Annotated in this window: 30 protein-coding genes, 2 tRNA genes and 1 pseudogene; 13 read left to right on the plus strand and 20 right to left on the minus strand. The window is 51.2% G+C overall.

The features are described from left to right. Positions 1-5: 5 nt before the first annotated feature. From M1158_03985 to M1158_04025, 9 genes and pseudogenes are all read right to left on the minus strand, one after another. The gene (locus M1158_03985; GenBank protein ID MCL5100247.1) at positions 6-182 is read right to left on the minus strand and encodes a hypothetical protein; all 177 of its coding nucleotides are present in this window, start codon (positions 180-182) and stop codon (positions 6-8) included. Further along, on the minus strand, positions 175-795 hold the full coding sequence (locus M1158_03990; GenBank protein MCL5100248.1) for a V-type ATP synthase subunit D: 621 nt from the start codon (positions 793-795) through the stop codon (positions 175-177). Before M1158_03990 ends, M1158_03985 begins: the two co-directional genes overlap by 8 nt. After that, positions 782-1,603, minus strand: a pseudogene (locus tag M1158_03995) (V-type ATP synthase subunit B). The gene M1158_03990 and the pseudogene M1158_03995 overlap by 14 nt, the downstream one beginning before the upstream one ends. Continuing rightward, complete coding sequence (locus M1158_04000) at positions 1,543-2,772, minus strand: V-type ATP synthase subunit B (protein MCL5100249.1); 1,230 nt, start codon at positions 2,770-2,772, stop codon at positions 1,543-1,545. The pseudogene M1158_03995 and the gene M1158_04000 overlap by 61 nt, the downstream one beginning before the upstream one ends. An 8-nt stretch (positions 2,773-2,780) precedes the next feature. After that, entirely contained in the window at positions 2,781-4,535 is a 1,755-nt protein-coding gene (locus M1158_04005; GenBank protein ID MCL5100250.1) for a V-type ATP synthase subunit A, read from the minus strand. Beyond that, the gene (locus tag M1158_04010; GenBank protein ID MCL5100251.1) at positions 4,536-4,859 is read right to left on the minus strand and encodes a V-type ATP synthase subunit F; all 324 of its coding nucleotides are present in this window, start codon (positions 4,857-4,859) and stop codon (positions 4,536-4,538) included. A gap of 15 nt (positions 4,860-4,874) precedes the next feature. Next, complete coding sequence (locus M1158_04015) at positions 4,875-5,930, minus strand: V-type ATPase subunit (GenBank protein ID MCL5100252.1); 1,056 nt, start codon at positions 5,928-5,930, stop codon at positions 4,875-4,877. A gap of 4 nt (positions 5,931-5,934) precedes the next feature. Continuing rightward, positions 5,935-6,525 carry a V-type ATP synthase subunit E family protein gene (locus M1158_04020; protein MCL5100253.1) on the minus strand — a complete coding sequence of 197 codons (591 nt, stop codon included), beginning with the start codon at positions 6,523-6,525 and terminating at the stop codon, positions 5,935-5,937. Positions 6,526-6,543: 18 nt separating this feature from the next. Next, complete coding sequence (locus tag M1158_04025) at positions 6,544-6,765, minus strand: ATPase (protein ID MCL5100254.1); 222 nt, start codon at positions 6,763-6,765, stop codon at positions 6,544-6,546. Positions 6,766-6,924: 159 nt separating this feature from the next. Between M1158_04025 and M1158_04030 the strand changes: the two genes are divergently transcribed. Beyond that, positions 6,925-8,370, plus strand: coding sequence for an RtcB family protein (locus M1158_04030; protein ID MCL5100255.1), 1,446 nt, complete (start codon positions 6,925-6,927; stop codon positions 8,368-8,370). A gap of 2 nt (positions 8,371-8,372) precedes the next feature. Here M1158_04030 and M1158_04035 read toward each other — a convergent pair whose 3' ends face one another. After that, positions 8,373-8,984 (minus strand): NADPH-dependent F420 reductase, encoded by a 612-nt coding sequence (locus tag M1158_04035; protein MCL5100256.1) that lies wholly within the window; start codon positions 8,982-8,984, stop codon positions 8,373-8,375. Positions 8,985-9,233: 249 nt separating this feature from the next. On the opposite strand from M1158_04035, the gene M1158_04040 reads away from it, so the two are divergent. Next, the gene (locus M1158_04040; GenBank protein MCL5100257.1) at positions 9,234-9,548 is read left to right on the plus strand and encodes a hypothetical protein; all 315 of its coding nucleotides are present in this window, start codon (positions 9,234-9,236) and stop codon (positions 9,546-9,548) included. 183 nt (positions 9,549-9,731) lie between these two features. Further along, positions 9,732-10,598: an NUDIX hydrolase gene (locus M1158_04045; protein ID MCL5100258.1), complete on the plus strand. Its 867-nt coding sequence runs from the start codon at positions 9,732-9,734 to the stop codon at positions 10,596-10,598. Positions 10,599-10,619: 21 nt separating this feature from the next. On the opposite strand, the gene M1158_04050 is transcribed toward M1158_04045, so the two are convergent. Together M1158_04050 and M1158_04055 are read right to left on the minus strand one after the other, a co-directional pair. Further along, positions 10,620-11,225 carry a hypothetical protein gene (locus tag M1158_04050; protein ID MCL5100259.1) on the minus strand — a complete coding sequence of 202 codons (606 nt, stop codon included), beginning with the start codon at positions 11,223-11,225 and terminating at the stop codon, positions 10,620-10,622. Positions 11,226-11,269: 44 nt separating this feature from the next. Then, positions 11,270-11,848, minus strand: a complete 579-nt coding sequence (locus tag M1158_04055; GenBank protein MCL5100260.1) for a hypothetical protein — start codon at positions 11,846-11,848, stop codon at positions 11,270-11,272. Between the two features lie 110 nt (positions 11,849-11,958). On the opposite strand from M1158_04055, the gene M1158_04060 reads away from it, so the two are divergent. After that, positions 11,959-12,237 carry a hypothetical protein gene (locus M1158_04060; GenBank protein MCL5100261.1) on the plus strand — a complete coding sequence of 93 codons (279 nt, stop codon included), beginning with the start codon at positions 11,959-11,961 and terminating at the stop codon, positions 12,235-12,237. Positions 12,238-12,372: 135 nt separating this feature from the next. On the opposite strand, the gene M1158_04065 is transcribed toward M1158_04060, so the two are convergent. Further along, positions 12,373-12,446: transfer RNA gene (locus M1158_04065), tRNA-Arg, on the minus strand. 79 nt (positions 12,447-12,525) lie between these two features. On the opposite strand from M1158_04065, the gene M1158_04070 reads away from it, so the two are divergent. From M1158_04070 to M1158_04085, 4 genes are all read left to right on the plus strand, one after another. Beyond that, positions 12,526-13,191, plus strand: a complete 666-nt coding sequence (locus M1158_04070) for a GTP cyclohydrolase II (protein ID MCL5100262.1) — start codon at positions 12,526-12,528, stop codon at positions 13,189-13,191. Between the two features lie 109 nt (positions 13,192-13,300). Then, positions 13,301-13,942: a hypothetical protein gene (locus M1158_04075; protein ID MCL5100263.1), complete on the plus strand. Its 642-nt coding sequence runs from the start codon at positions 13,301-13,303 to the stop codon at positions 13,940-13,942. A 14-nt stretch (positions 13,943-13,956) separates the two neighbouring features. Beyond that, positions 13,957-14,196: a hypothetical protein gene (locus M1158_04080; GenBank protein ID MCL5100264.1), complete on the plus strand. Its 240-nt coding sequence runs from the start codon at positions 13,957-13,959 to the stop codon at positions 14,194-14,196. Positions 14,197-14,212: 16 nt separating this feature from the next. Further along, complete coding sequence (locus tag M1158_04085; protein ID MCL5100265.1) at positions 14,213-14,521, plus strand: hypothetical protein; 309 nt, start codon at positions 14,213-14,215, stop codon at positions 14,519-14,521. A 111-nt stretch (positions 14,522-14,632) separates the two neighbouring features. Here the strand turns inward: M1158_04085 and M1158_04090 are convergent. After that, a tRNA-Arg gene (locus tag M1158_04090) sits at positions 14,633-14,706 on the minus strand. 75 nt (positions 14,707-14,781) lie between these two features. On the opposite strand from M1158_04090, the gene M1158_04095 reads away from it, so the two are divergent. Further along, positions 14,782-15,846: a hypothetical protein gene (locus M1158_04095; protein MCL5100266.1), complete on the plus strand. Its 1,065-nt coding sequence runs from the start codon at positions 14,782-14,784 to the stop codon at positions 15,844-15,846. Positions 15,847-15,869: 23 nt separating this feature from the next. Here the strand turns inward: M1158_04095 and M1158_04100 are convergent, their stop codons facing one another. Then, positions 15,870-16,196 carry a hypothetical protein gene (locus M1158_04100; GenBank protein ID MCL5100267.1) on the minus strand — a complete coding sequence of 109 codons (327 nt, stop codon included), beginning with the start codon at positions 16,194-16,196 and terminating at the stop codon, positions 15,870-15,872. A gap of 132 nt (positions 16,197-16,328) precedes the next feature. On the opposite strand from M1158_04100, the gene M1158_04105 reads away from it, so the two are divergent. After that, on the plus strand, positions 16,329-17,204 hold the full coding sequence (locus M1158_04105) for a deoxyribonuclease IV (GenBank protein ID MCL5100268.1): 876 nt from the start codon (positions 16,329-16,331) through the stop codon (positions 17,202-17,204). Here the strand turns inward: M1158_04105 and M1158_04110 are convergent. Genes M1158_04110 through uppS form a run of 3 tightly spaced genes read right to left on the minus strand, consistent with a single transcriptional unit; the run spans position 17,180 to position 20,581 of the window. Beyond that, on the minus strand, positions 17,180-17,995 hold the full coding sequence (locus M1158_04110; protein MCL5100269.1) for a hypothetical protein: 816 nt from the start codon (positions 17,993-17,995) through the stop codon (positions 17,180-17,182). The two genes, M1158_04105 and M1158_04110, sit on opposite strands and share 25 nt — an antisense overlap. Positions 17,996-18,011: 16 nt before the next feature. Beyond that, positions 18,012-19,856 carry a DUF2070 family protein gene (locus M1158_04115; GenBank protein MCL5100270.1) on the minus strand — a complete coding sequence of 615 codons (1,845 nt, stop codon included), beginning with the start codon at positions 19,854-19,856 and terminating at the stop codon, positions 18,012-18,014. An 11-nt stretch (positions 19,857-19,867) separates the two neighbouring features. Next, on the minus strand, positions 19,868-20,581 hold the full coding sequence (uppS, locus tag M1158_04120; GenBank protein ID MCL5100271.1) for a polyprenyl diphosphate synthase: 714 nt from the start codon (positions 20,579-20,581) through the stop codon (positions 19,868-19,870). A 165-nt stretch (positions 20,582-20,746) separates the two neighbouring features. On the opposite strand from uppS, the gene M1158_04125 reads away from it, so the two are divergent. Continuing rightward, positions 20,747-21,973 carry a replication factor C large subunit gene (locus M1158_04125; GenBank protein MCL5100272.1) on the plus strand — a complete coding sequence of 409 codons (1,227 nt, stop codon included), beginning with the start codon at positions 20,747-20,749 and terminating at the stop codon, positions 21,971-21,973. Here M1158_04125 and M1158_04130 read toward each other — a convergent pair. Together M1158_04130 and M1158_04135 are read right to left on the minus strand one after the other, a co-directional pair. Next, positions 21,960-23,351 carry a hypothetical protein gene (locus M1158_04130; protein ID MCL5100273.1) on the minus strand — a complete coding sequence of 464 codons (1,392 nt, stop codon included), beginning with the start codon at positions 23,349-23,351 and terminating at the stop codon, positions 21,960-21,962. The two genes, M1158_04125 and M1158_04130, sit on opposite strands and share 14 nt — an antisense overlap. Positions 23,352-23,380: 29 nt before the next feature. Beyond that, the gene (locus tag M1158_04135; GenBank protein MCL5100274.1) at positions 23,381-24,433 is read right to left on the minus strand and encodes a hypothetical protein; all 1,053 of its coding nucleotides are present in this window, start codon (positions 24,431-24,433) and stop codon (positions 23,381-23,383) included. 159 nt (positions 24,434-24,592) lie between these two features. Between M1158_04135 and M1158_04140 the strand changes: the two genes are divergently transcribed. Both M1158_04140 and M1158_04145 read left to right on the plus strand, forming a co-directional pair. Further along, positions 24,593-25,366: a hypothetical protein gene (locus M1158_04140; protein ID MCL5100275.1), complete on the plus strand. Its 774-nt coding sequence runs from the start codon at positions 24,593-24,595 to the stop codon at positions 25,364-25,366. 9 nt (positions 25,367-25,375) lie between these two features. Then, the gene (locus M1158_04145; protein ID MCL5100276.1) at positions 25,376-26,068 is read left to right on the plus strand and encodes a helix-turn-helix domain-containing protein; all 693 of its coding nucleotides are present in this window, start codon (positions 25,376-25,378) and stop codon (positions 26,066-26,068) included. Positions 26,069-26,081: the final 13 nt, after the last annotated feature.

Below are 26,081 nucleotides of genomic sequence, written 5' to 3' on the forward strand. Positions count from 1 at the left end.
ATCATCTACTTTATAAAAACCATCACCGCAAACGCCATCAGCGCCATCGATGCGGCTATGTTGAACGCAAGCACCGCAAGCCTGATTCTCGCGAACCTTGCGGTCGCATAGTTAGCGCGCAGCGGCCTGCCCGGCCGCATGTGCATGTACTTCCTCCTTATGTAGTCGTTTGCGCTATCCACTTATCTTACCCTTTATGAATTTTATCGATACGAGCTGGTCGCGCTCCATATCATCGAGCCTGCCCTTTATGTACGTCGCCTTGCTCCTCATGTTTGGTATCGCGAAATTCTCTATGGCGTTTGCGCGCCTGTTTATCTTCTCTATCTCGTATAGCAGGAGCCTGAGCGAGTTCTCCTTCTCTGCAATCTCTATCAGCATGTTGAAGAGCCTCGAGTAGCTGCGCTTCGCGTCCTCTACGGCAGTAGGCACCGATATGAGCTCGTACGCCTCGGACAGCGATGCAGACCTCGACACTCCCACATTTGGTATGCGCACGCCCATAACGTTCCTCGCCTCTATGCCTGCGCTGATCCTGCTCTGCTCCATGGCTATGCGGTCCAGCGTTATGCGGCCCGCGTGCAGCTCCGCCAGCTGCGCGCTCTCCATTGCGGCCTGCACGGTCTTGCGCATGCTGCCCCTCATGAGCCGTATCTGCCTAGCCAGCTCGAAGAACGCGAGCACAAGGCTCGAGCGCTTCATCTTAAGCAGGTCGAGGCCCTTCCTTGCGACGGCTATCTTTGCGCGCGTGCGTATGAGCTCTATCCTTGTCGTCTTGACGTTACTTTGAGGCACTCTCCCACTTCCCATACTTGCTTATGTGCTCGTCTTTCAGGCGCTTCATCTCCCTCACATCGAGGTCCTTGAACAGGTCCCATCCGATGGACAGTGTCTTCTCTATCTCCCTGTCCTCGAAATAGCCTTGGTTCACGAAGCCATCCTCGAACTTGTCTGCGAATGCAAGGAACCGCTTGTCGTTCGCGCTCAACGCTTCTTCGCCCACTATCTCCGTGAGGTTCCTGAGCTCCTTGCCTCTGGCATACGCGGCATAGAGCTGGTCTGCCACGCCGCGGTGATCCTCTCGCGTCCTGCCCTTGCCTATACCCTGGTTCATGAGCCTAGACAGCGAGAGCAGCACGTCAACATTCGGATACACTCCCTTCCTGTAGAGGTCCCTGCTAAGCACTATCTGGCCCTCCGTGATGTAGCCTGTAAGGTCTGGTATCGGATGCGTTATGTCGTCGCCAGGCATCGTGAGTATGGGCAGCTGCGTTATCGAGCCCTTCCTGCCGTGTATCTTGCCGGCACGCTCGTATATCGTGGCAAGGTCGGTGTACATGTAGCCCGGATAGCCCCGCCTGCCAGGCACCTCGTTCCTGGCTGCGCTGATTTCGTGCAATGATTCGCAGTAGTTCGTCATGTCAGTAAGTATTACGAGCACGTGCATGTTCTGGCTGTAGGCCAGGTACTCTGCTGCAGTGAGCGCCAGCCTCGGCAGTATTATCCTCTCCATCGACGGTTCCGATGCCAGGTTCAGGAACATCACAGACTTGTCGAGGGCGCCGGTCTCCTCGAACTCCTTCTTGAAGAAATTTGCCTCTTCGCTGTTGATGTGAGGTTCCTGAGCTCCTTGCCTCTGGCATACGCGGCATAGAGCTGGTCTGCCACGCCGCGGTGATCCTCTCGCGTCCTGCCCTTGCCTATACCCTGGTTCATGAGCCTAGACAGCGAGAGCAGCACGTCAACATTCGGATACACTCCCTTCCTGTAGAGGTCCCTGCTAAGCACTATCTGGCCCTCCGTGATGTAGCCTGTAAGGTCTGGTATCGGATGCGTTATGTCGTCGCCAGGCATCGTGAGTATGGGCAGCTGCGTTATCGAGCCCTTCCTGCCGTGTATCTTGCCGGCACGCTCGTATATCGTGGCAAGGTCGGTGTACATGTAGCCCGGATAGCCCCGCCTGCCAGGCACCTCGTTCCTGGCTGCGCTGATTTCGTGCAATGATTCGCAGTAGTTCGTCATGTCAGTAAGTATTACGAGCACGTGCATGTTCTGGCTGTAGGCCAGGTACTCTGCTGCAGTGAGCGCCAGCCTCGGCAGTATTATCCTCTCCATCGACGGTTCCGATGCCAGGTTCAGGAACATCACAGACTTGTCGAGGGCGCCGGTCTCCTCGAACTCCTTCTTGAAGAAATTTGCCTCTTCGCTGTTGATGCCTATGCCTCCAAATACCACGCCGAAGCCCTCCGAATCGTTGAGCAGCTTGGCCTGCCTTGCTATCTGCGCCGCGAGCCTGTTGTGCGGCAGGCCCGATGCCGAGAATATGGGCAGCTTCTGGCCCCTGACAAGGGTATTCATGCCGTCTATGGCAGATATGCCTGTCTGTATGAACTCCGACGGCTCTTCCCTGGCATAGGGGTTTATAGCCGAGCCCGTTATGTCGAGCGACTCGTTGCTGTATATCTGCGGGCCGCCGTCCCTCGGCTTTCCCATTCCGTCGAATATCCTGCCCAGCATGTCCGTGCTCACGTTGAGCCGCGCAGTCGTGCCAAGGAACTTCACGCGCGTCTGCTGCGTGTTCATGCCGCTAGTTTCTCCGAACGACTGCACTATGGCAAGGCCGTTGCGCGTGTCGAGCACCTGGCCCGTAACCGTGCGGCCGTCAGCCAGCTGCACCTCGGCGAGCTCGCTGTATGCCGCATCCTTCACTCCCTCAACGAACAGCAGCACATTCGTTATCTGGTTTACGGTCTTGTAGTAAACGTCGCTCATTGGATCACCTATTGCATCGTCTCCGGCTTCATCTCCTTCACCTTGGCTATGTCTTTCCTTACGTCATCGTAGTAGGCCTTCACCGCCTCTTCCTTCACGAACTTCATCTTGGCTATCTTCTGCTTCACCTGCAGCCCGGCCAGCTGCTCTGTGGTTACGCCCCTCTTCACCGCGGCAGCTCCCTCTTCGCCTAGCTCCATTATGGCCTTCAGCATGAGGTGCTGCTTCTGCATGGACGTGTAGGTATCGACTTCGTCGAACGCGCTCTGCTGCAGGTAGTCCTCCTTTATGCTCTTGGCAGTATCGAGCGTCAGCTTGTCGATCTCAGGGAGGGCGTCGTAGCCCACGAGCTGCACTATCTCGTTTATCTCTGCGTCCCTCTGCAGGGTTCGCATCGCGCCCTGGTAGAGCTCGTGCCAGTCGCTGCCTACGTTATCGGCATACCATTTCGCAAGGTCGTCCGTGTAAAGCGAATAGCTGTTCAGCCAGTTTATCGACGGGAAGTGCCTGCTGTTCGCGAGCGCCGCATCTAGCGCCCAGAAGACGCGCGTGACTCTCAGCGTACTCTGCGAAACAGGTTCAGAAGTATCGCCTCCAGGAGGCGACACGGCTCCTATGGCGGTTATAGAGCCTGTGCTGCCGTTAAGCGTATGGACCTTGCCTGCGCGCTCATAGAACTCAGCGACCTTCCTGCCCAGATATGCAGGATAGCCCTCTTCGCCGGGCATCTCCTCAAGCCTTCCCGATATCTCCCTGAGCGCCTCCGCCCAGCGCGACGTGCTGTCTGCCATGAGCGCAACGCTGTAGCCCATGTCGCGGTAGTATTCTGCAATCGTTATCCCAGTGTAGATGCTTGCCTCGCGCGCTGCAACTGGCATGTTGGACGTGTTCGCAATCAAAACTGTCCTGTCCATGAGCGGCCTTCCGGTCTTCGGGTCCTTAAGCTCTGGGAACGTCGACAAAACCTCAGTCATCTCGTTCCCGCGTTCGCCGCAGCCAACGTAAACTATCACGTCGGCATCCGACCACTTCGCAAGCTGGTGCTGAATGACAGTCTTCCCGGATCCGAACGGTCCTGGAACCGCAGAGGTGCCGCCTTTTGCCACAGGGAAGAACGTATCGATTACGCGTTGGCCTGTAATGAGCGGTGCATCGAGCAGCAGTTTCTCCACGACTGGCCTTGGCGTGCGCACCGGCCATGCCTGCGCAAGCCGTATTTTTGCGGTGCCGCTGGAAGCCTTGACCTCAGCTATCGCGTCCCTGACTGTGAAAGCGCCATCTTCGAGCCCCGATATCTTTCCTGCTACTCCTGGCGGTACTAGCACCTTGTGCTTTATCAGGCTCGTCTCTTCCACCTCGCCTATTATGTCCCCGCCCTTTACTTCGGCGCCGTTCTTTACTGTCGGCTTGAAGCTCCATTTCTTCTTGGTATCGAGCGGGTCTGCCGTTACTCCCCTCGCTATGAAGTCGCCTGCCATAGCCTTTATCTTGTCCAGCGGACGCTGTATGCCGTCGTATATGGAGCCCATGAGCCCCGGGCCGAGCTCCACGGAGAGCTGCGCTCCGGTGTTCACCACCTTCTCTCCTGGCCGCAGGCCGCTCGTGTCCTCATAAACCTGGACTATGGCCCTTCCGCCCTCGAGCTTTATTATCTCGCCCACTAGCGCGGCGTCTCCCACTCCAACAACGTCATACATCTTCGGATTGTCGAGGCCGTCCACTGACACCACAGGCCCCGATATCCTGTATATTGTACCGGTCATCTATTTCACGCTCTTTATGTCAACTCCAAGCACCCTCTTCGCAAGGGCCTCAACCGATTCTTCTTCCTCCCCTGCTGTCGGTGCCGGAACAAATACCACAAGTGGCTTGAGCGCGGTCTCCGCCGCGCGCAGCATGGCGCTTCCCATCTTGCGCCTCACGCTGTCAGACACTATCACAAGCCCGTAATCCTTGCCTCCCATTATCTCGCCGAGCTTCTTAACTGCTTCTTCTCCAGAGCTTATGAAGACGTCGCTCACGCCAACCAGCTCGAATCCGAGCGCGATTTCGCGCTCCCCGACGACCGCGATCCTGTCGAATTGCATAATCCCACTAATATCTCACTGGAGGTGCTTGAGCACCTTCAGGTTCTCTATGCGCTCTTTGCTAACTCCGTAATATCTGTTGGTCCACGCGAGCCTGAGCTCGTCGCGCTCTATCTCTGCCCTTATTATGTACGCCATTATGTATGCGAGCGATATCGCAGATTCGTCGAACAGCTTCAGGTATTTCCTGAGCATTGCGCTCCTGAGCGCGGCCTCGAAGTACGTCAGGTAAGGGTCCCTCTTGTAGACCTCGAACGCCTCGTCTACCTTGAATGGCATGTCGTTGCGCAGGTCGTCGATCTTCTTCGAGGCCATCTCTATGAGCTTTGAGTCTGTCATGTTGCCTCCCTTCACCAGGTAAGAGCCCACGTCCTTGTATCCGACCTCAATCGCCTTGAGCACGCTCATGACGTTCTTGACGTCTATCTGCTCCTTTACGTACTCGAACAAAAGCCCCTCGTTGCCCGTGTAGAAGCGGAGCGCGGCCTTAAGCCTCTCGTAGTACGCCAGGTCGAGCGCCACAACCATCTCCGATATGTCGCCAGTCTTCAGCGTCTGGTCGAGGAACTTGAGCAGTATTGTGCCGTAGCCGTGCCTGGCCAGCGCATCGACGACGCCCTCTATGTCCTTCTGGGCTATTATCGCTTTGTATTCCTCCATGCTTATAGGGCCGCTTATCACGCCCACAGGCACGTTCCTGTGGACCATTAGGAACATCTCCGTGCTCTCAACGCTGTAGTTGAGCTTCTTAGACGAGAGTATGAGCTTTATGTTCTCAACGTCGTACCTGCTCGTATACGCCACAACGAAGTCGCGCGCCAACGGCGGCAACGCTATATAGGCATTCCTCACTGTGTTCATGGCATGCGAATTTAGCACGACCTCCACCAGGTCGGCGCCCTTGTAAAGCCCTGAGAACGCGTCTATCTCCTTCCTGTAGGTTGTGCCGCTCAACGCCTTCAGGAACTCGTCAGGCTCCTTCTGCTCCAGCTGCTCTATGAAGTCGCCTGTCAAGAAGCTTGTCATTAGCACCCTGAGCTGGCCGTATTTGCCAGTATAAGTCGAGTCCACGAACTCACTTCTTGCCTCTTTTGGCACCGCCCTTTATCAGCTTCACGAGCTCCAGCGCCACCTTGCCGTGCAGCCCCTGGAGTATTGCCTCGAGCGTGTAGTCGACTTCGCGCTTGCCGTCAATGGAAGAGCCCTTGAGGCCGCCTGCGAACCTGTCCTTGGCCTTGGCGACCTTGAAGCCCTTCCCGTCCTGCTTGATGAGCTGCATGTCGCCCTCCTGCACGTACAGCGTGCAGCCTTCGCCCAGCTCCCCGGCGGCCTTCTGCGCGAGTGCTGCAAGCAGTTTCCTGTATGCTGGGCTCTTCGCATACTTCTGGAGATTGCCGCGTATTGAGTCGATGGCCTTGCTCACTCTCTTGTTCACCTCGGCGCTGTATTCCATCTTCGCCGCTATGCTGGCTTTTGACAGCTCCCTTGTGGCCAATTGCTTCGCATCGCTTTCGGCCTTTGCGGAATATTCCTGCATTATGCTCTGCGCCTTGGCCTCGGCTTCGGCACGTATGCTATCAGCTTCGCCCTTGGCTTCGTCCGTTATGCGCTTGACGCTCTCCTTGGTAGTCCTGTTTATGTTCTCCAGGATGTCTTCGAGTCCCATCTTAAGCACTTGGACGGTTCAAAGTATCTGCAGGAGCAATATCAGGCCGAGCACGAAGCCGATTATCCAAAGGGTTTCGGGTATAACGAAGAAGAACAGCACCTGGCCGAACTTCTCAGGCCTCTCCGCTATTATTCCCATGCCTGCTGCGCCTATTCCCTGCTGCGCCATTCCAGTGCCTATTAGTCCTCCAGCTATCGCGATTGCAGCCGCGATTGCAAATTCCGGATCTGCTGCCATAAGTTCACCGATTAAACGTAAATCCAAACGAAGGCACGACTCGCTTTGAAAGATTCTTCGGATTATTTTGTAACCAAATATTTATATAGGCTCAGCAGTCTAAAGGTATGGTTAAGCCGGCGCTTTTTCGTCATACTTTTACTCCAACGCGATGGTCAGATGGGATTCGAACTCAAAAAGGTAAGCGACTTCGTTCATGAGATAGCGATAGACCCATCGCGCAACATGAAAGTGCCTGTGCGCATCTATGCCAACGAGAACATAATAAATTCTATCGGCAAGGACAGGACGCTCATGCAGGCGGTCAACGCAGCATCGCTTCCCGGGATCGTAAGCTCTATGCTTGTAATGCCGGATGGCCACGAAGGATATTCTTTTCCGATAGGTGGTGTTGCAGCATTCGATGCTCAAAATGGCATAATATCGCCTGGGGCTATTGGTTTCGACATCAATTGCGGTGTCAGACTGATAAAGACAGACCTGAAGGAGAGCGACGTGCGCCCAAGGCTCCCGCAGCTCATGGACAGGCTGTTCGCAAACGTGCCAAGCGGCGTAGGCAGCAAGATAAGCCTGGGCTTCACGAGGGGCGACCTTGAGAAGGTAGCAATAGAAGGCGTGCCCTACATAATCTCGAAGGGCTTCGGCTTCAGCGACGACGTCGACCGCACCGAGGAGAACGGCTCTATGAAGGGCGCAGATCCGGACAAGGTGAGCGACCTGGCCAAGAAGCGCGGCGTCTCGCAGCTCGGCACTCTTGGCGCGGGCAACCATTTCCTAGAAGTGCAGAAGGTGGAGCACGTGCTTGACGAAAACATCGCCAAGGCGTTCGCCCTGGAAAAGGATCAAATAGTGATAATGCTCCATAGCGGCTCACGCGGCTACGGCCACCAGGTATGCAGCGACTACCTGCGCACATTCGAGGAATACAGGGCAAAGGAGCACATAGCCCTGCCTGACCCTGAGCTGCTCTACGCATACACGGGCTCGAAGGAAGCCGACAACTACCTTGCCGCTATGCGCTCTGCAGTGAACTTCGCGTTCGTAAACAGGCAGATCATGACGCACCTGGTAAGGAAGAGCTTCACCGAGGTGTTTGGAAAGAGCGCAGACGCGCTCGGCATGGAGCTCGTATATGATGTTGCGCACAACATCGCAAAGCTGGAGGAGCACGTCGTTGACGGGAAGCGCATGAAGCTGTATGTGCACAGGAAGGGCGCCACCAGGGCATTCGGCCCTGGCAACGAGGCCGTGCCGAAGATATACCGCGCAGTCGGCCAGCCTGTTATAATACCGGGCAGCATGGGCACTGCGAGCTATGTGCTGGCCGGCAGGCAGGAAGCAATGGAGGAGAGCTTCGGCTCATCGTGCCACGGCTCTGGAAGACTCATGTCAAGGCACCAGGCGATACGCGACATACCTGCATCTAAGACTATGAGCGACCTGCAGAGCAAGCACGTCGAGTTCAGGGTCAGGAGCAGGAAGCTCATCAGCGAGGAAGCTGCATGGGCCTACAAGAACGTTGATGACGTTGTGGCTAGCGTAGCTGGCGCCAAGATATCAAACATAGTTGCCAGGCTCGTGCCGCTCGGCGTCGCGAAGGGCTAGGTTTACCTTACCAGCCTGAAGCCTATGTCCTCGCCCAGCTTCTGATTGAAGCCTAAGTCTATGTTCATCATGCCGAGTGCCTCAAGGTACCTTGCATTCCTGAGCTTGCCGGCATCTACCACATCGAAGCCTATGCTCTCCCCAAGCTCCTTGACGCGAGCCTTTGCTTCTTTGCTGTCGCCCGCCATGAAGAGCGTCAGCTTCTCACCCTTCAGAGCGCCGACCCTCATGTGCTTCGCGAATATGGTGTTGAAGGCCTTCACTACGTTTGCATCGGGCACAAGCTTCGCGAGCTCCTCCGCGCCGGAGGTGCTGAATCCGAATGCCCACTCCATGTTCTTGGTATAGACGTTGCTGACATCTATGACGGTCTTGCCAGAGAATGCGTCGGCGCCAATGCCATTTACGGTATCGGAAAGCGCAGAATAGGGTATTGCCATTACGACTATGTCTGCGCTCTTCGCGGCCTCTGCCTGATCGACGACCTTCGCGCCGCTCGGAACATTAGCGGAACGCGGGTTCCTGGAGCCGTAGATGACCTCATGCTTCTTCTCGAGAAGCGCAGTGCCGATGCTTGTCCCAACGTGCCCGGTGCCTATTATAGCGATCCTCATTTTCATCCCCCAATGTTATCGCATTAAAAGTATTAAAGCATGTCGGTGCTGGTTTGTACCAAATTCCAGAATAAGCTATTGTTTCCACATATGAACGGAAAGGATCGTAGTACACATAGGAACATATAAAAGAAGGAAAGAAGATTAAGGTTTATAGGAAGGTTATGAGTAAAATAGGTGAGTAGAACCAAAATTTTAAATTCACATTTTTTTGGTAATCTTTTTATTATTTCTTTTTCAAGTATAATTATGAAGAGATCAACTAAATTAGCTGCCGTAAGCATTATTTTCTTTATATTGGGAGCTTTGTTTGTTTTCACTGACACTCTTTTAGGACTAATTTTCCTAGTCTTATTCTTGGTATTTATTATAGCAGCATCAATAGCAACTGTCCATGAACGCGGTGGTTTTAGAGCATGGCGGAGTAGACGTATAGAAGACCAAAGACAATACGATGCAAATAAAAGAGAACATAGAGAATTTGAGAAAATGAGCGAAATGAAGGGATATTACGAGGAGAAGGGTAAGATTAAAGCACAAAGAGAAAATAAACGATGGCCGTAGTTTCGTAGATTAATTGAAGCGAACATTAATAGCTTATTTTTCTTCTTGCAAAGTGACTAACTGATTATATGAATATAGCTACGCTATCTATAAAACGTAAATATTGTGCTGACGAAACACATAAAAGAAGGTAAAGATTAAATTATATAGAGAGATTGCTAAAAAAGTCGAATGGTTCAGTGTATGGTAAAATCAAAATTAGGAGATACATCATCATTCTCCACTAAAATTAAAAATTTCTTTCTATTGTGGAGGCGAGGTTTTCGCCCACGAATAGGTGTATTGTACCATCCAAAAACAATAAGAATAAATAAAAATTACACAAAGATTATTTTACCATCGCCTCAACCAGGTATAAGGGAAGAATGGACAAAACGAATAAGAACAAACATAAGTGTTAAAGCAAGATATAAAGATAGGAGCTTACCCTGTAACTTCAAGGTTGAAAATGAGGATACATGCAGCGTATACCTTAGAAAACCTCACAGCAAACAAGTGCTGCTTACACTTAAAATTCCGAATTCTGATCTAATTTTTGATAAAAAAGTGTATAAAGAAAAAGGGTGGCTTCATGTAGATTATGTTGTTGAAATAAAGAAACTATCTGAATCTAATACTGCAGATATGAGTAAGTACTTATCTTTGCTAAACGAATATCATAGCATTAATCAAATAATTAGACGAAGAGGTACAGCAATAGTTGACACACCAAACGGTATATTAGTGGCTTCTCATCACAAAACATGGTTGTTGCCAGGTGGTGGTGCTAATAAAGGAGAGAGCAGAGAAAAAGCGGCAATAAGGGAGCTTAGAGAAGAAACTGGACTAAAGGCAACCAAAGTAACATTTTTGTTTGAATATAATGAACCTGATGACGGAAGAAAAATACGTAATTTACACAAGGTCTTTCTAATTGAAGCTAAAGGAACACCAAAACCAAATCATCATGATGTACATCATCTAGCTTATTGGATGCCAGATTCAGGAATACAGTTAAGCAGAACTACCAAAACAATTGTTGATAAGTATATTAATGAAGTCAAAAAGTAAAAAGTATAAAATAGAAAATTACTACTTGCTTAAGATTTTTCTATTTAATAAACCTTTAAAGTAAGAAACATTTAACAAACCAATAATAAATGTAATAATACTAAATAGTAAAAGGGTGAATATTATAGTTAAGAGAGCTAATTGTAATAATTTGTCTAATGCAGTGATTAATAATAGCACCTCTGAAAATAGGGATAATATAGAGAATATGGATGTCAACATAAACAATATCGCAGTACTTTTAAAATTACTTCCTTCTTTCAGAATTTCTAATCCTATTAGTGGGGAGATTGTAGCTAATATTCCTGTAGCAGCAATTAAAGAAGGAGACAAAGCGGAAATATTAAGCAGTCCTAGTATGGCTGATATATAAACTAGTGTAAAACTTGAACTGAATAAATAAATAAGCAAATTAGCTGTAATTATTCTTTGTTTTTTAGAAAAATAATTGTATATGATGATTAACATTGTAATTATAGTAATTGCAAAAGGTATGTCTTCCCATAACGATTTTGAAGCAAGAGCGGAAAACTCCATTCCAACAATCACAAAGACAATTAGGAGTAGAAGTATGACTATGCAAAATATTAGCTTATAATAGTTTTTTAATATTTTATTTGATCTCATATGTAGTCCCTTTTTATTATAAACTAATTTTTAATGTTTTAAAACTAGTTTAGAAAATATAAATCACCATTAATTAAAAACAAAGATGATTGGGGCATTAATTGTACTTTGGTATTACTTACTCCACACAGAACAGGTATCAAAAACGTTACAGGATGTCCTCCATAATTCTGAACTGCGGCCTTAACAGATACGGCGATACCCAGAGACATAGAGCTATTTTGTTCCAAATTTTGTAAGTCATTGCAAAAGTAAATGTCTGTTCCTTGCTCGCAAGTAAAAGATTCAGGATAGCCACTGTTCATTGGTAAGCCAACATAAGACCATGTTGCTAACCAATTATTAATATTTGCTCCTTTTTTAAATACACTTACATTTACAATGTTTATTGAGGTAGAAGAAGGTATTTTGTTTTCTAAAATACCGAGGTTTTGATTAACATTGTTTTCGCATGCTTGTATAATACTTTGATTATAAGATACCTGAGAGTTCACGATATTTGAGTTTGTGTTTGTTGAAATAACTGAATTTATATTTGTAATAATAGAATAGTGTAGTAACAAATATACTAAAATTCCTCCTATAATAAGACCAAATATAAAGACTAGTAAACTTTTTGCCATACTATTACTTTGCATACACATCTTATAAATTTTTTGTTTATTACAATTTTAAATGGTTTTAAATTTTAATGGAGCTATATTTTAAATGGTGTTTTCTTAGCACTGTTAAGATGACAAAAACAACAGCCCCGAATCCACCAATCCATCCGAACAAATCAATTTTTATAGAACTTATTAGCAGCAAGTATGTTATAAGTGTTATACCACCAACATATAATAAGCCACTCCAAGCGGATTTAGAAGCATACACAACCCCGATTGCAATTTCAAATAGCATCATAAGAAATGAAATTTCAAAACTAGATGTCTTCAGAAACGAAAAGTTAAAGCCTTGTATATTGCTTAATGCTGAAAAAATTATAGAAAATGTTACTGCAAACAAAGGGTGAGCAAATCCCTCTTTGAAAGAATCTTTGTTACCATCCATGTATTAACTTCTTTCCGAATAAATATTTATTCATTTCCATTTTTCTGAAATTTTGATGTCCAAAATCTTTGAGTTATATATAACCCCCACTATTAATTGCTCCCATCGGGATTTGAACCCGAGTCTCAGGCTCCGGAAGCCCACATTCTGTCCAAGCTATACTATGGGAGCTTGACAGCAATCATACCACGGCAATAATTAAAGTCCTTCATGTGCAAAGAGTGCGTGCACATAGTGCATAGGCAATCCAATGCTGAAACTTATCGGAGAGACGCCGCTGCCCACAGACCTGGGCGGCTGGACATACATGGTGTTCCGCGACAGCGCCGATGGCAGGCAGCACACCATGATGGTATACAGGAAACCGAGCGACATAAAGGCGCATCCCAATGGCGTGCTAGTCAGAGTGCATTCCTCGTGCGCGACCAGCGAGCTCTTCCATGCGAACAACTGCGAATGCAGGGAGGAGCTCGACGAGGCCATGCGCAGGATAAGGAGGGAAGGCAGGGGCGTGCTCGTGTATCTCGACCAGGAAGGCGCCGGAAACGGCATAGAGGCCAAGATCAAGGCCTACGCCAAGGCGTTTAGGTGGGATGGCGGCAATGTCGTGCCTGCCAAGGACCAGAAGACCGGCGCAGACCTGAGCATCTATTCGGCTTACGAGAAGCTCGGCTACAAGAAGGAGCAGAGGTCCTACGCTGCCCCTGCTGCTATGCTGAAATACATAGGCGTGAAATCTGTAAGGCTGCTCACCAACAATCCAAGCAAGATCGAAGGGCTGGAAAAGGCAGGCATACCTACAAAGGCGGTCAACATACACATATCGCCAAAGAACAAGATCGTTGCCGAACACCTTGCCGCCAAGGCCCAGCAGCTCGGGCACAACATAAACGGCAGGCATCTGAAGGTGAAGTGACGCCCCCTCCGTCTCCCCTCGTAAATTAAGGAACCCGCCTTCGATAAAGTTATATTTTAGCGAGAATAAAACATTTAGATTTATCTAATATAATAGATATTTGAGGCTTATGGTAGAAAGAGCTAAAAAGAAAGTAGATAGTTACACTAAAAATTCCCAAATTCTCACAATATTTTTTATTTTAGCCATAATCTCGATTTCTTTAAGAATATACTCATATTCTGTATATGTTTTACAAATTATTTTCTCTTTAATATTTTTAGTGATTGCAATATGCCTATTCTACAAATTTTTAAAAGGGATTACCACTGAAAAGCTCAAATTTAGATTCAAAGTTATTTTACTAGTGTTATTATCCTCTTTTATTATAGCCGCTTCTTCAATCGGTATAAACTCATCTCAACAAGTTATAGATATTTGTGGAGATTTAGTTATTGCTAGCACCATAAGCATACTGATAGGACTAGAATTTTACAAAGACTCTAAAAACTACATTCTAAATATTAAAACAAAAGACAAAGAAAAACTCAAAGAAGAAATAGATATGGCATTTTTCCCTATTGTATATACTGTTATTGCTTTGTTTTTCATAGTTAGTGCTTTAATGTATTCAGCTTATCCAGGAGACATAATGTTAATGGATTTATCAATTATGCTTATGCTACTAGGTATATCTGCGCCAATAGAGCTACTTTATGAACGCCTACTAGTAAAAATGACTTATTTCAAAAAGATTAAAGCAAAGGTGTAAAAATAGTAACTAAAATGAAACAGTATTTAGGCTCAATCTTCGTAGCTATAGCGATTATATTATTCGTTGCATCTGACATAGTTTATACTAACTATTACCATAAAGCAGTATCAAGCGTTTCTAACTTTGGCTCATTGTTCACCGGCATATTTTGGTTCTTTATCGGTATAATAGCAGGAGCTATATTCTTTGCGATAGGGTTAATATGGGTTTATCCCAAAGGAGCTAAATGGTTAGCAGAAAGAGGTAAATGAACGTATAAGTGATTATATGGAAAAGGAAGACAAGGAACTATTAGAAAAAATAGATAAAATCGGAAATATTTTAATCGAAAATCAAAAGATTTCAATAAAAAATATCGGGGTCAACACATTTCTACTTACTACTGCTATACTTTTATCTGTTAGTTCTATTTCCATATCTATAATAAAAGGAATAACGATGTTTTATATTTATGTTTTAGTTATTATTTCCATAGCTGCTAGTGGTATAATAAGTTATTTACATTTAATCCTGCTGAATAAAAACCTAAAACAAAAAAAGAAAAATGCTAATCTTCCTCCATCAAACCCTGTATAAAATTGTAAAGAAGAGATAATTTTCTTTCAAGCATTCATCGTCTTTATATCACGCAGGAAAACCAAATAAGTGTTCAAACCTTTTTATAAGGGTTCCTTACTTGAAGTTAAACGCCCCCTCCGGGATTTGGACCCGGGTTTCAAGCTCCGCAAGCTCGCGTTCTGTCCAAGCTATACTAAGGGGGCACAGTAAAGCAATATCTGATAACTATTTATATATCAGTGTCGTTTGCTTATTAAAACCGCGCACTTATCATCGGTTTGAGCGATGTTAGCGTGTTCCACACCTATTTAACAATCTTGATACCTGCCATTGTCGCGTTTGTGATAACGCTGATCGCGACAAAGTTTATCATCGGCTACATGCGCGAGGCAGGAATAACGATAACCGACCACAACAAGGCCGACAAAAGGAAGCTGCCCAGCGGTGGCGGCATAGCAGTCGCGTTCGGCTTCACCATAGGCCTGCTTGCATATATATTCGGTAGCAGCTTCAATCTCTATTCGCCAGTGGTGCATCTGTACGAGCTGTTCGCTGTTCTTACTGCAGTGCTGCTGATAACTGTAAGCGGGTTCCTTGACGAGCTGGTGTTCAGGGGCGATGTGCAGAAGCTCACTGTCACAAAGGACAGGAAGGACACGAAGAGGGGCCTGAGGCAGTGGCAGAGGCCATTGCTCACGCTGGTAGGGGCGCTTCCATTCATGGCGATCAATGCAGGCGTGTCTACGATAGAGCTGCCGTTCATAGGCCAGGTGTCGTTCGGGCTCTTCTATCCGTTGCTGATAATACCGCTTGCCGTCATATTCGTATCAAACTCATTCAACCTGCTCGGCGGCTTCGACGGAATAGCGAGCGGCAGCGCGCTGGTCCTCAGCGGGGCCATGCTGCTCTACGGCATACTGTTCAGCAGCTACATAGGCGCGCTTCTGTCAGGCGTGCTCTTCGCCACAGTGCTCGCGTTTTTCCTCTTCAACGTCTATCCTGCGAAGATCATACCTGGCGACAGCTTTACTTTTGGCGTGGGCGCAGCCCTCCTTGGCATAATGGTGCTGGGCAACATGGAGGCTTTCGGAGTGATAATATTCCTGCCTTTCTTCGTGGAGTTCTTCCTGCATTTGCGCAAGAAGTTCAAGGTCACAGACCTGGGCAAGCTGCAGCCTGACGGCACGTTGGCGTCACAGTACGGAAAGAAGGTCTACAGCTGGACGCACCTTATCATGAACATGAAGCGCTGCAAGGAATGGGAAGTGTCGCTCTACATGTGGTTGATAGAAATAGGGTTCGTGGCACTGGCCTTCGGGCTAAAGTTCCTTAATCTCTTATAAGCCCGGCTTTTGATTGTGCTTGGTCATGGCTGAACTTTGGCCCTGATCACGTCGACTGTAGGTCGCCTGAACGGCCTGGCTTTGCGCCTTACCGCTGCGCGTTTTTTGGTCGGGTTTCCGTAAACCAGCACGCGCCCGCCATTTGTGCCTATAAGCTCTAAATCCGAGTGCCTGATGAGCGCCTTCCTGCCAGCATAATTGGCATAGAGCCTCGCCTCTCCTACCATGTCCTTGACGGTCTCCTCGATCTCCCTCTCAAGGCACGCGACCGCATTCTCGTTTATGCGCTCTGCACCTGCCTTCTTGAGGAATTCCTCGACGTCGTAGAGACTAAATCCTCTCTGTTTCAAATTACCTGCCCCCCAAAATGTGAAGATTAGCACCCAAGAGTGCAGAGTAGTTATTAAAGGTAAGGCTTTTAAATTAAGCTACGTGCCGCGGAGTAGCGGCATTCATGCAAATGCAAATCTGTCGTCGATATAATGATAAGGTTTGGGTTCCATCTTTCCATAGCTGGCGGCGTGTCCAACTCCGCGATGGAGGCATGCTCAAAGCATTACGGTGCCTTCCAGCTCTTCACCGCCAGCTCCAGGTCGTGGGAGCAGAAGCCAATAGGCAAGGGCGATGCCGAGACCTTCAGGGACTACGTCGCAGAATGCGGCACCGAGCCCTATGCGCATATACCCTACCTGTGCAATCCGGCCTCGTCCAACCTGCCTGTGCTCAGGAAAAGCAGGTCCATGCTCGTAAAGAACTTGGAGAACTGCGCCATGCTCGTAGTGAAGAGCCTGGTAATACACCTCGGCTCGCACCTCGGGAAAGGCACAGATTACGGCATAGCCATGGCTGTTGAATCCATAGGCAGCGCTCTCGACTCGGTGGGCGGCGTCGGCATACTGCTGGAGAACACGTCTGGCTACACCAACAGCATTGGCTCGAAGTTCGGCGAGATCGCCGAAATAATAGACGGCGTGGGCTCGCGGCGCCTAGGCCTCTGCCTGGATACGTGCCATGCATTCGCAGCCGGCTACGAGCTGCGCACGCCTGAAGGCATAAGCTCAATGGTAAAAGAGATTGAAAGCGGGATAGGCCTCGACAGGCTGGGCCTTGTGCACCTGAACGACGCTAAGTTCGAGAAGGGCAGCAGGCTAGACAGGCACTGGCACATAGGCAAGGGATTCATAGGAGAGAAGGGCTTCGAGGCGCTTTTCTCCAATGAAGCATTCAGGCACGGGAGCTTCGTGATGGAAACACCTATAAACGCGCAAGGCGGCGAGGCAAGCAATACAAAGGCGCTTCTCAAGATCCTTGCCAAGGTGCATCTGACTGCTAATCAGATGGCAGCAAAGATCGCGTAGAGCGCCACGGCCCCTATTGCGACAAGCGCATTGTCGTCAACGCGCGTTTCGATGCTTTCCAAGAATGCAAGCGCGAGCGCGGCCGGCAGTGCATACCACCCTATCAGCGGCACGCCAAGTGCTCCAACCACTGCGAAGAATGCGAGAGAGCCCGCAAGGCTCTTGTTCTTCGAATATGGTAGCTTTATCCTGCCGAAAAATGTGCCAGTGAGCGTAGCTGCAGCGTCGCCTAAAAACAGCGCCACGAATGCGAACTCCAAATAGCTGTTCTGGTATATGAAAGATGCGACAAGAAGCGCCCCGAACGCCAGCAGCGCTGCGCCCTTCCCATATATTACATCGGGTTTCTCCAGCCTTCCAAGCAACTTAGCCACTGGGCCGCCTTTGTAATGATTCAGGGCGGCATTCAGCATATAGAGTACCAACATGCCGGCCAGGAGCACATACCGTGCGGTCGTCTGCCCAGTAAAATAGAACAGCGCTATCACGACTACGCCGATGACTGCATGGACTATGTCCCTCCTGCGCTCAACGCGATGATCGGCCTTGCGCTTTTGCCTTTTCTCATATGCCGACGCCACAATCCATCCGGCCAGGCCGCCTATCGCAACAGCTCCGATGAAAATGTCGAAAAACCCGGCATATGTGAAGAACACGAACGCTATTACAAGTGCCGTCATGCCGAGCGTGAACTTGAAGAGGCTGCTCCTGTAGTAGCATGCGAGCAGGGCCGAGAGCGCTGCCACTGATACTCCAAGCGCATACATCGGAAGCTGCACGCCATACCCCATCTAATCCCATGTCGTATCATATGAAATATATGATCCAGGCGGCTGCGAAGAAGCCTGCCGCTATTATCAGCGGCACAAGCATCTTCATCGATGCCACCATCGAATCCAGCGCTGTGACAACCTTTTCGCGCTGGTTCGAGCCCCATACGCTGAACCTCTCCATCACGCCGTGCATGTAGAAAGGCCTTGCAGGCTCCATGCCCGCTAGCGCCTTCTCTATCGCTGCGTCTACGAACGGAGCCAGCTTCTTGAAGCTGGTAGTCCTCCCAAGCACGTTGCTGGCCACGCTGCCAAGCGAGTTCACGTAATGCGTGTCTGTAGTCAGCACCTCCGCCTCAAGCCCGTGCCTCTTGCGCACGTGCTTTATGATCTCGTCCCTGAGCTGCGGCAGCATGTTGTTGGCGTTGAACTGCAGTATGGCGTACTTGCATCTCCCTATCGAGAAAATGGCGGCATTCAGCGCTCCTGGAGCTATGTCGGTAGAGCCAGCAAGCGAGTGCATCTCCACGGCAGCTGCGCCGAACGAGAGCCCTGCCGACCTGTGCTCCACCACGAGCGACCTTGCGGCGCTGACATACTCGTCAAGCCTGCGCGACGGGAACCTTATGGTGGCAAGCTCATCCTTTGATGCAGATTCGTACCTGGAATTGTGCATGTCTATCAGCACCGGGTTCTCGAAGTGCTTCTCGAGCGTCTTCCTTATTACAGCAGCAGCCTCGGGCGTTATGTCTTCGGTTATCTTCGGCGCCCTTGTGAGCAGGGTAAGCCCTACGTTCCCGAATGCGATGGCCGTTATGTTCGAATCGCCGTACCTGCTGCGCAGCAGGACCGCGCCCTTTCCTGTCGGAGACGCGCCATTCAGGCCCTCCTCAAACGAGCGCCTCACTACTGCGTATTGGTCGTTCGATATGGCGTTGTAGTCATCGTTTACCGCTGTGTGCATCACGAAGGTCGGAGCCTTTGTAAGTGCGTTGCCGCGCCTTTCCAGCATGTACGGGAAGTTGCTGCTGCCCAGCGTGCCGACAGGGCCGTAATGTATGTCAGGCACAAAGAACGTGCCCAGGATCTTGCCAGCCCTGCTCTTCATCACTATAGTGTGCGTGTCGATCGGTATGCGCATGCCGACCTGGGCTCCACCGCTCCTGGCCGGAGTGGTGACGTTTATGTTGAAGAGCCAGTTCTGCAGCATCTGCGTGAATGCGTCTATGCCGCTGTAGCCAAGGCTCTTGCGCAGCGGCGAGTCTACCAGGTAGAGCACCAGGTATGTCATGATAAGGAAAACAAAGACGCCAGCATAAAGCTTGATGAGCAGTGGCCCCAGCGGGCTCAGCGTCACGAACGTGAACCTGCTTGATGGTATGAAGAACAGGACATTAAGCGTGGGCTGCGCAACCGACAATAGCGCCGCTGCCTTGCCCCTGTGGAGCAGCATCTTGTTGACGAAGATCCACCAGCTGAACAGGCTTGCATCGCCGAGCAGTATTATTATCACGCTTATGTAGTAAAGGTGCGTCAGGGCATACACGGTGCCGCTGAGCACCAGGAACACGGAGTACGAGACCGTGGCTACAAGCGTGGCAAAAAGGATGTATTTCAGCCCTACGTACCGGCGCGCAGACTTTGCTATCAGCACGGTGAGGATCGCTGGCAGCACTATGGCAAGAAGGCCGGTCAGCACCCCGCCTATCAGGATGTGCGGGAAGTGCGTGGCTGCCATGCTGTAATTCGAGAGCAGAACGTCGAACGTGCCTGCCACCAGGCCTACTGCTACAAGCAGCGCGAGGAGCCAGGCGCTGTTCGGCAAATGCCTGGAGAACAGGCCTACGTGCCTCAGCGAACCGCTGTAGCTCTTGTAAGCCATGAGAACACTGCCTACCTGCCGTACCTCCTCTTCCTTCTTGAGAACTCGGAGATCGCCCTGCCGAGGTCCCTCTCGGAGAAGTCGGGCCAGTACTTCTTCGTGAAGTATAGCTCTGAATAGGACGACTGCCAGGGCATGAAGCCGGACAGCCTGAGCTCGCCGGACGTCCTTATTATCAGGTCGGGCTCTGGAACTGCGGCAGTGCGCAGCTGGCTGCGCAGCAGCGCCTCGGTTATGCGCCTCTGCTTTTCGCGCAGCGCATTATAGACGAGGATCTTGGCCGCATGCAGTATGTCTTCCCTGCCTCCGTACGCTATGAGCAGGTTTATCGTGAAGTCCTTGTACCTCTTCGTCTTCGATTCAAGCGACCTTAGGGCCCTGCTGACGTTCTGTGGCAGAAGCTCCATGTTTCCGAAGATCTTGACGCGCGCGCCGTTCTTGGCGAGAAGGCCGAGCACATTCCTGTCGTGCGCCGTCTTTATGTAGAGCCTGTACAGCACGCTGAGCTCCGCCCTGTTCCTGCCATTCAGGTTTTCAGTAGATAGCGCCCACACCGTGAACGTCTTCACGCCGAGCTTCTTCAGCCATATGCCGAAGTCTATGGCCTTCTTGATGCCGAGGCCGTACCCGCTTAGCAGCGTCATCCTATGGTTTCTGGCCCAGCGCCTGTTGCCATCAGGTATGAGCGCGACGTTCTCCGGTATGTTCTCAATTTCCCTACGCATGTTACCGCATCGAATGCACTGAACGTGCAAAACAGCGTCTAACTACGCCGTGTACCTCTGGTTACCCTGTCATCAATCAGCATTAAATATCTGCATTTGTTATTACTTATATTAATGGGAATTATTAAATATTGCTAACCCTAGCCAAGCCCGTCCGGTGCCAGAATGGACCTTTTCGACCTCTACAAAATAAGCGACATCTCCGAGATAAAGGGGAACGACGAGGCCGTGAGGCAGCTGTCCGATTTTGCCATAGAGGTACAGGCAAAACGCGCCCAGATGCCCCCTCTCGTTTATGGGCCGCCGGGCACAGGCAAGACTGCAGCTGTCCATGCGCTTGCGGCCCGCCACAACTGGAACCTGATAGAGCTCAACGCCAGCGACTACCGGGACAGCGCCACGGTGAAGCGCATACTGATATCTTCTGCGACCTCGTCGTCGCTGTTCGGCACGAGGAACGTCATACTTCTGGATGAGATAGACGAGCTCAGCGCAAGGTTTGACAGCGGTGCGCAGGCTGCAGTATCATCGTTGATCGAACAGTCGCGCAACCCCATAATATTCATAGCCAACGACAGGTGGAGCAGGTCGATCTCGTTCCTCAGGTCGCGCACCATGCCTGTCGCATTCAAGAAGGTTTCCGTGCAGTCGATCGTAGGTGTGCTGGAAAGGCTCTCAGACGCGCACGGCATGGGCGTGCAGCGCGACGTCCTATACGAAATAGCTGCCCGGACCGACGGCGACGTCAGGAGCGCCATAAACGACATGTACGCAGTGGCGAGCGCGCAGCAGAAAACGATAGAGGTCATAGGCATGCGCGACAAGAAGCACGATGCCTTCGCGACGCTTGACCATATTTTCATGGCCAACACGCTTGCGGCTTCTCTGCGCGCCGCATCATCGGTCGGCCTGGAGCCCGAGATGCTCGTTAACTATCTGGAGGAGAACGTGCCGCGTCGTTATGCAAACAGCGCCGACCTGTCAAGGGCGATGTCCAGCATAGCCGACGCGTCGAAGTACCTTAACCGCGCCAACCGCTCCCACTACTACACGTACTGGCGGTATGCGAACGTGCTCATGTCGGGCGGCGTCTCGCTGGCAAAGGACAACTATCCCAGCACGTCCGAGCGCTATGCATTTCCCAGAGTGATCAAGTCGCTTAGCGCATCGAAGGAGGAGCGCAGCACGGGCGTCGCCATAGCGGGCAAGCTGCAGCGCGTCATAAACTCCAACATAAGGGAGATACGCAGGACCGACATGGCGCTGCTGGCGCACATGGCGCGCCTCTCGCAGCAGTCAGGCATGGACATAGAGGCTGTGCACGACTTCTTCATGCAGAAATACGGCCTTACGCCCAAGGAAATCTCGTGGATGGAAGCTAACTACGCGTGACTCCGAGCTTGCTGAGTAGAAGTCCGACAAGCTCCCTGTCATGCTCCTTGCTCGTCCTTATGCTTGCGGCCTCGTTGTGGCCTCCGCCGCTGTCTATGTAGCTGGCTTCTGTTTTCATCTCCTCTATGATCTTCCCTATGCCTATCGCGGGCGCCATGGCCTTGCTGATCCTTATCGAGGCTGAGCCGTTGCTGTGCACGATCGTTATCGTTTTGTCGCCGCTTCTCTTCTCGAATTCGTCCTGCAGGCCAGAGCAGTACTTGCCCTTGGTGACATGCTGCATGCCCAGGTCGAATATGGGCTTGTAGTCGACGACGTACACGCTCATGCCCAACATGCCGACGTAATGCTTGGCCGAGTTCACGCCGATGTCCATCGCTTTCGCATACTGCCCCTTCACATCGCGCAGCATGTCGTCGAATTTCTCCTTGCTCTCTAGTATGCCGTCGATGTATTTCGGCGTGATTCTTTGACCTGACGGCGCCTCTGGCCGCACAGTCAGCGCGTCGACTACAACTGCGATGTCGCATGCCTTCGTGTCGCCCTTATCGGCATAGCTGCTGTGGTCGCTTACCAGCGATGCCATCTTAAACACGGCGAAGCTCAGGCCGCTTATCATCTCCGCGAAGCAGGCCGCCACGAAACCTGCCGTTATGTTTGAATCGCCCCCGGCAAGCCACGGGCTGATGTAGTGCCTTGCGCCCTGCGTGTCGAAACCGTTTATCGGATGGTGGTCGATCCACAGGAAATCGTACTTGCCTTTCGCCTCGCCCATGCTCGCCTCGCTCTCCTTGGCGGTGCCGAAGTCTATGATGGTTATGAGCGGGCGCAATGCGCTGGCATACCTGTTCAACAGCAACGTGTCTGAATAAAATGAATCAAGCCCGTATGCCACTCCCGGGTTGATTATCCATATGACGTTATCCAGCGAATAGTGCGTACGTTCCTTCAGGCTCTCCACCGCTTTGTAGAGCGCAAGCGCCCCGTTCCCACCGTCACCATCATTGTGGAACCTTACCAGGACCGGCGCGCCGCTTATCAGCGCCTCAAGGAGCGTCTTGGCTGCATCTTTCAACGCCGGCGCCATCTTCGCCATAACGCCTGCTGCGCCGTTGCTCAGGTACTCTGTGCTCGGCTCGCCTATGGCTATCTTGCTGGCAAGCCGCCGCACCTTATCGCTCCATTCGTTCTTTCCGTTTCCTGTGACGCGCACGTTGAAACTGCCGTCGCCCTGCTCGGCGACTGCAACCTTGTCATACAGCTCGAGCCTCATGTCGCTCCTCAGCTGCATCACGGAGTCAGATACTACAGTATATACGTTGTCGCCGTCACGGCCTCCTAGCTTTATCGCGGTTACTATGCCTTCCATGTCTGCCATGAATATCATATCCTCGAACGTTGCTGCGCCTAGGTGCTGCTGTTCGTCGCATAGGAGATGCAGGTAGTCTTTATGGAGGCGTTTGTTATATAGCTGCAGTAGGTCTCGTTGTGGTGCGAGGCTGCTGCGCTGAGGAACAGGTAGTTCTCGCACGCGTTGAGCAGCGTGCCGCTAAGCCCGGCAGATCCGCACGATTCCGCGACGCTCGCAGGCGTGATTGTGGTGTTCGTGTAGTTCGTGCTTTTCTGCGCCCCGCTTTCCGAGAGGCAAAGGTCGTTGAGCGTGCCGCTTGTATGCGCGCAAAGCTGCTGGTTGCCTGTCCTCGCCGCGATCTGGTAGTAGCACATCGCGAGGTCGGTGGAGTTGAGCGTAGCAAGAGGGTTGGCCTCAAGGTAACTCAGCGAGTCCACGCTGCTTGAGTTGGCCGCCTGTACCTGCATGAGCACATACAATGGGGTGCCATTCGAAGAATCAGGGAGCATGCTGCAGTATGTGGCGTTGAGCGTGTCGAGCGCCCTGTTGTAGTAGTATGTGTCCTGGCAGTATGCGATTTCCGTCGAATTCGGTATGTCGCTGCAATACGATACGTTGTCAAAACCGTGCTCCTGCTCTAGGTCGTATATGCAAGTGGACTTGTACGTGGAATTGCCCAATGCCAGGCATTCGCTGAAGCTGCCGGAGTACTGTGCGGCATCGGTCGCGCATAAGGCTGCATCGGCCTGCGTCATGCCTGCGGCATAGCATGCGCTTGCATTGCCTTCCCGCTCGGCAAGGCCGAGCGCGCACGTGCTTCTCTGCTGCTCAATGCCTACTAAGCCGCATATCGTGGCGTTCTCCGTGGAGTTGGCCAGCTGCGCATAGCATGCGTTCCTTTGCGCCGGCAGGAGTATGCGCCCGCATCCCTGCAGCGGGGTCACGGCCAGTGCGTCAAGCACGGACAGCACCAGCGCCGCGACCAGCAGCACGCCTATGCCTATTAATGTTATGAGCACGCGGTCCCTGTGCGACAGCACCATGCGCTCCCTCCGTACCGCATTGCCTTGAGCTTCCTTTTCCTCGGCCTTTCGCCTAAACCACGCCATAGATGTCAGCTCTGCCTAATGACGAACGCTCTGGAACAGATTGTCGCCGATTCGGGCCTTCAATCCCTTCCATCCTACTGCCTAACCTATCTTCGCATTCAATTTATTAATCGTTCTGGTAATACTTTAATACCTGCATGAGAAAAGGGTAGCGATAGCATGCGCAAGAAAATAGTGTACATAGGACTGCTGCTCATGGCACTATCTGTTGCGCTCTTTGTTTCAGTATCATCATCGTCGTTGAACGTGCCGCACGGCCAGCAGCTTGTCGAGAACATGACAATACCCGTGCTAGGTTACAAGGCAATGCCGATAACGGCCAACGGTACATCCGCAATCGAGTTCTATACGGCATCGAGCAGCGCATCAAACGTGTTCCTGTTCAACCAGAGCGCTTTCACTGCATGGAACAGCAGCATGCCAAGCCAGCCGTACAACGGCCTGAAGCTTGCCGAGTCGCTGGAAGGCATGGGCGCTATGGTCATATACGGCGGGACGCCTGCCGCGCTCGTGCCCCCGACGCTATCGTATCCCCCGGCATATATCAGCAACGCGCTTAACGAGAGCACCGGCGTGGTGCCTGCAGGGGCGTATTATGCGGTCATAGAGAATATGAACGGCACGCTCGTGAATGCAAACCCGATAAACGCGACGTTCGTGTACCTTCCGGCCGTCACTTCCAAGCTGGCCAGCCAGTCTTTTATCAGGTTCAGTGCAGAGGGCATAGCCGCAATACTGCTGTTCGTGGCAGGCATAGTGCTTGCTGTGTACGGCGCCATGCGGCCCAGCCCTGCCCAGGCCGCGAAGGGAGTGCCCACACAGGCAGAAGTAGACGCGCTCTATCATGGCATAAGAAGCGATAGGTATAAGAAGACTGGAGCCCCCAAAACAGGTAAGGATGGGGCGAAGCGGCCAAGGCACGCAAGCCAATGATGATAAACCATGGACGAGCTTGAAGAGCGCATTGCGGGCGAGATCGCACTTTCGGACAGCCCGGGCGGCGTCATGAAGAAGTGGCGCGAGCTGTTCGGGATAACGCAGGCCGACCTTGCCAAGGTGATAAAGATCTCGGCCTCTACGATAAGCGACTACGAGAGCAACCGCAGGCTCAGCCCCGGCGTCGGCGTCATAAAGCGCTTCGTGACGGCGCTCTTCAGCATAGACGACAGCAGGGGCAGCGCGGTGAGGCAGAGCCTCGAGAAGTTCTCAGGAGGGAACAAGGATGCCGAGCCGCCATACAAGATCCACGATTTCACAACGCCTATAAGCGCCATGGACTTCACGCGCATAATAGAGGGCAAGGTAGTGGCGAATCCCTCAACAATGGACTCCATAAAGCTTTTCGGCTACACCGAGCTCGACAGCATACGCGTCATACTGGAGATGCAACTGTCAGAGTATCCCAAGCTTTTCGGCTCGACGACCGAGCGCGTGTTCATATTCGAGCACGTGTCGACTGGAAGGTCGCCTATGGTGGTGATACGCGTCGCGCCGATAAAGCCCAAGGTCGTGCTCATACACAATCTGACCAACGTGGACAAGCTTGCGGTGAAGATCGCGCAGATAGAAAACATCCCATTGCTCACCACGAAGCTCCCTCTAGAAGAGATGGTGAACAGGCTTAGCAAGATATGATCGAATGGCCGTA

This window comes from Candidatus Marsarchaeota archaeon (assembly GCA_023473665.1).
Lineage (GTDB): Archaea > Micrarchaeota > Micrarchaeia > Micrarchaeales > Micrarchaeaceae > JAMCYM01.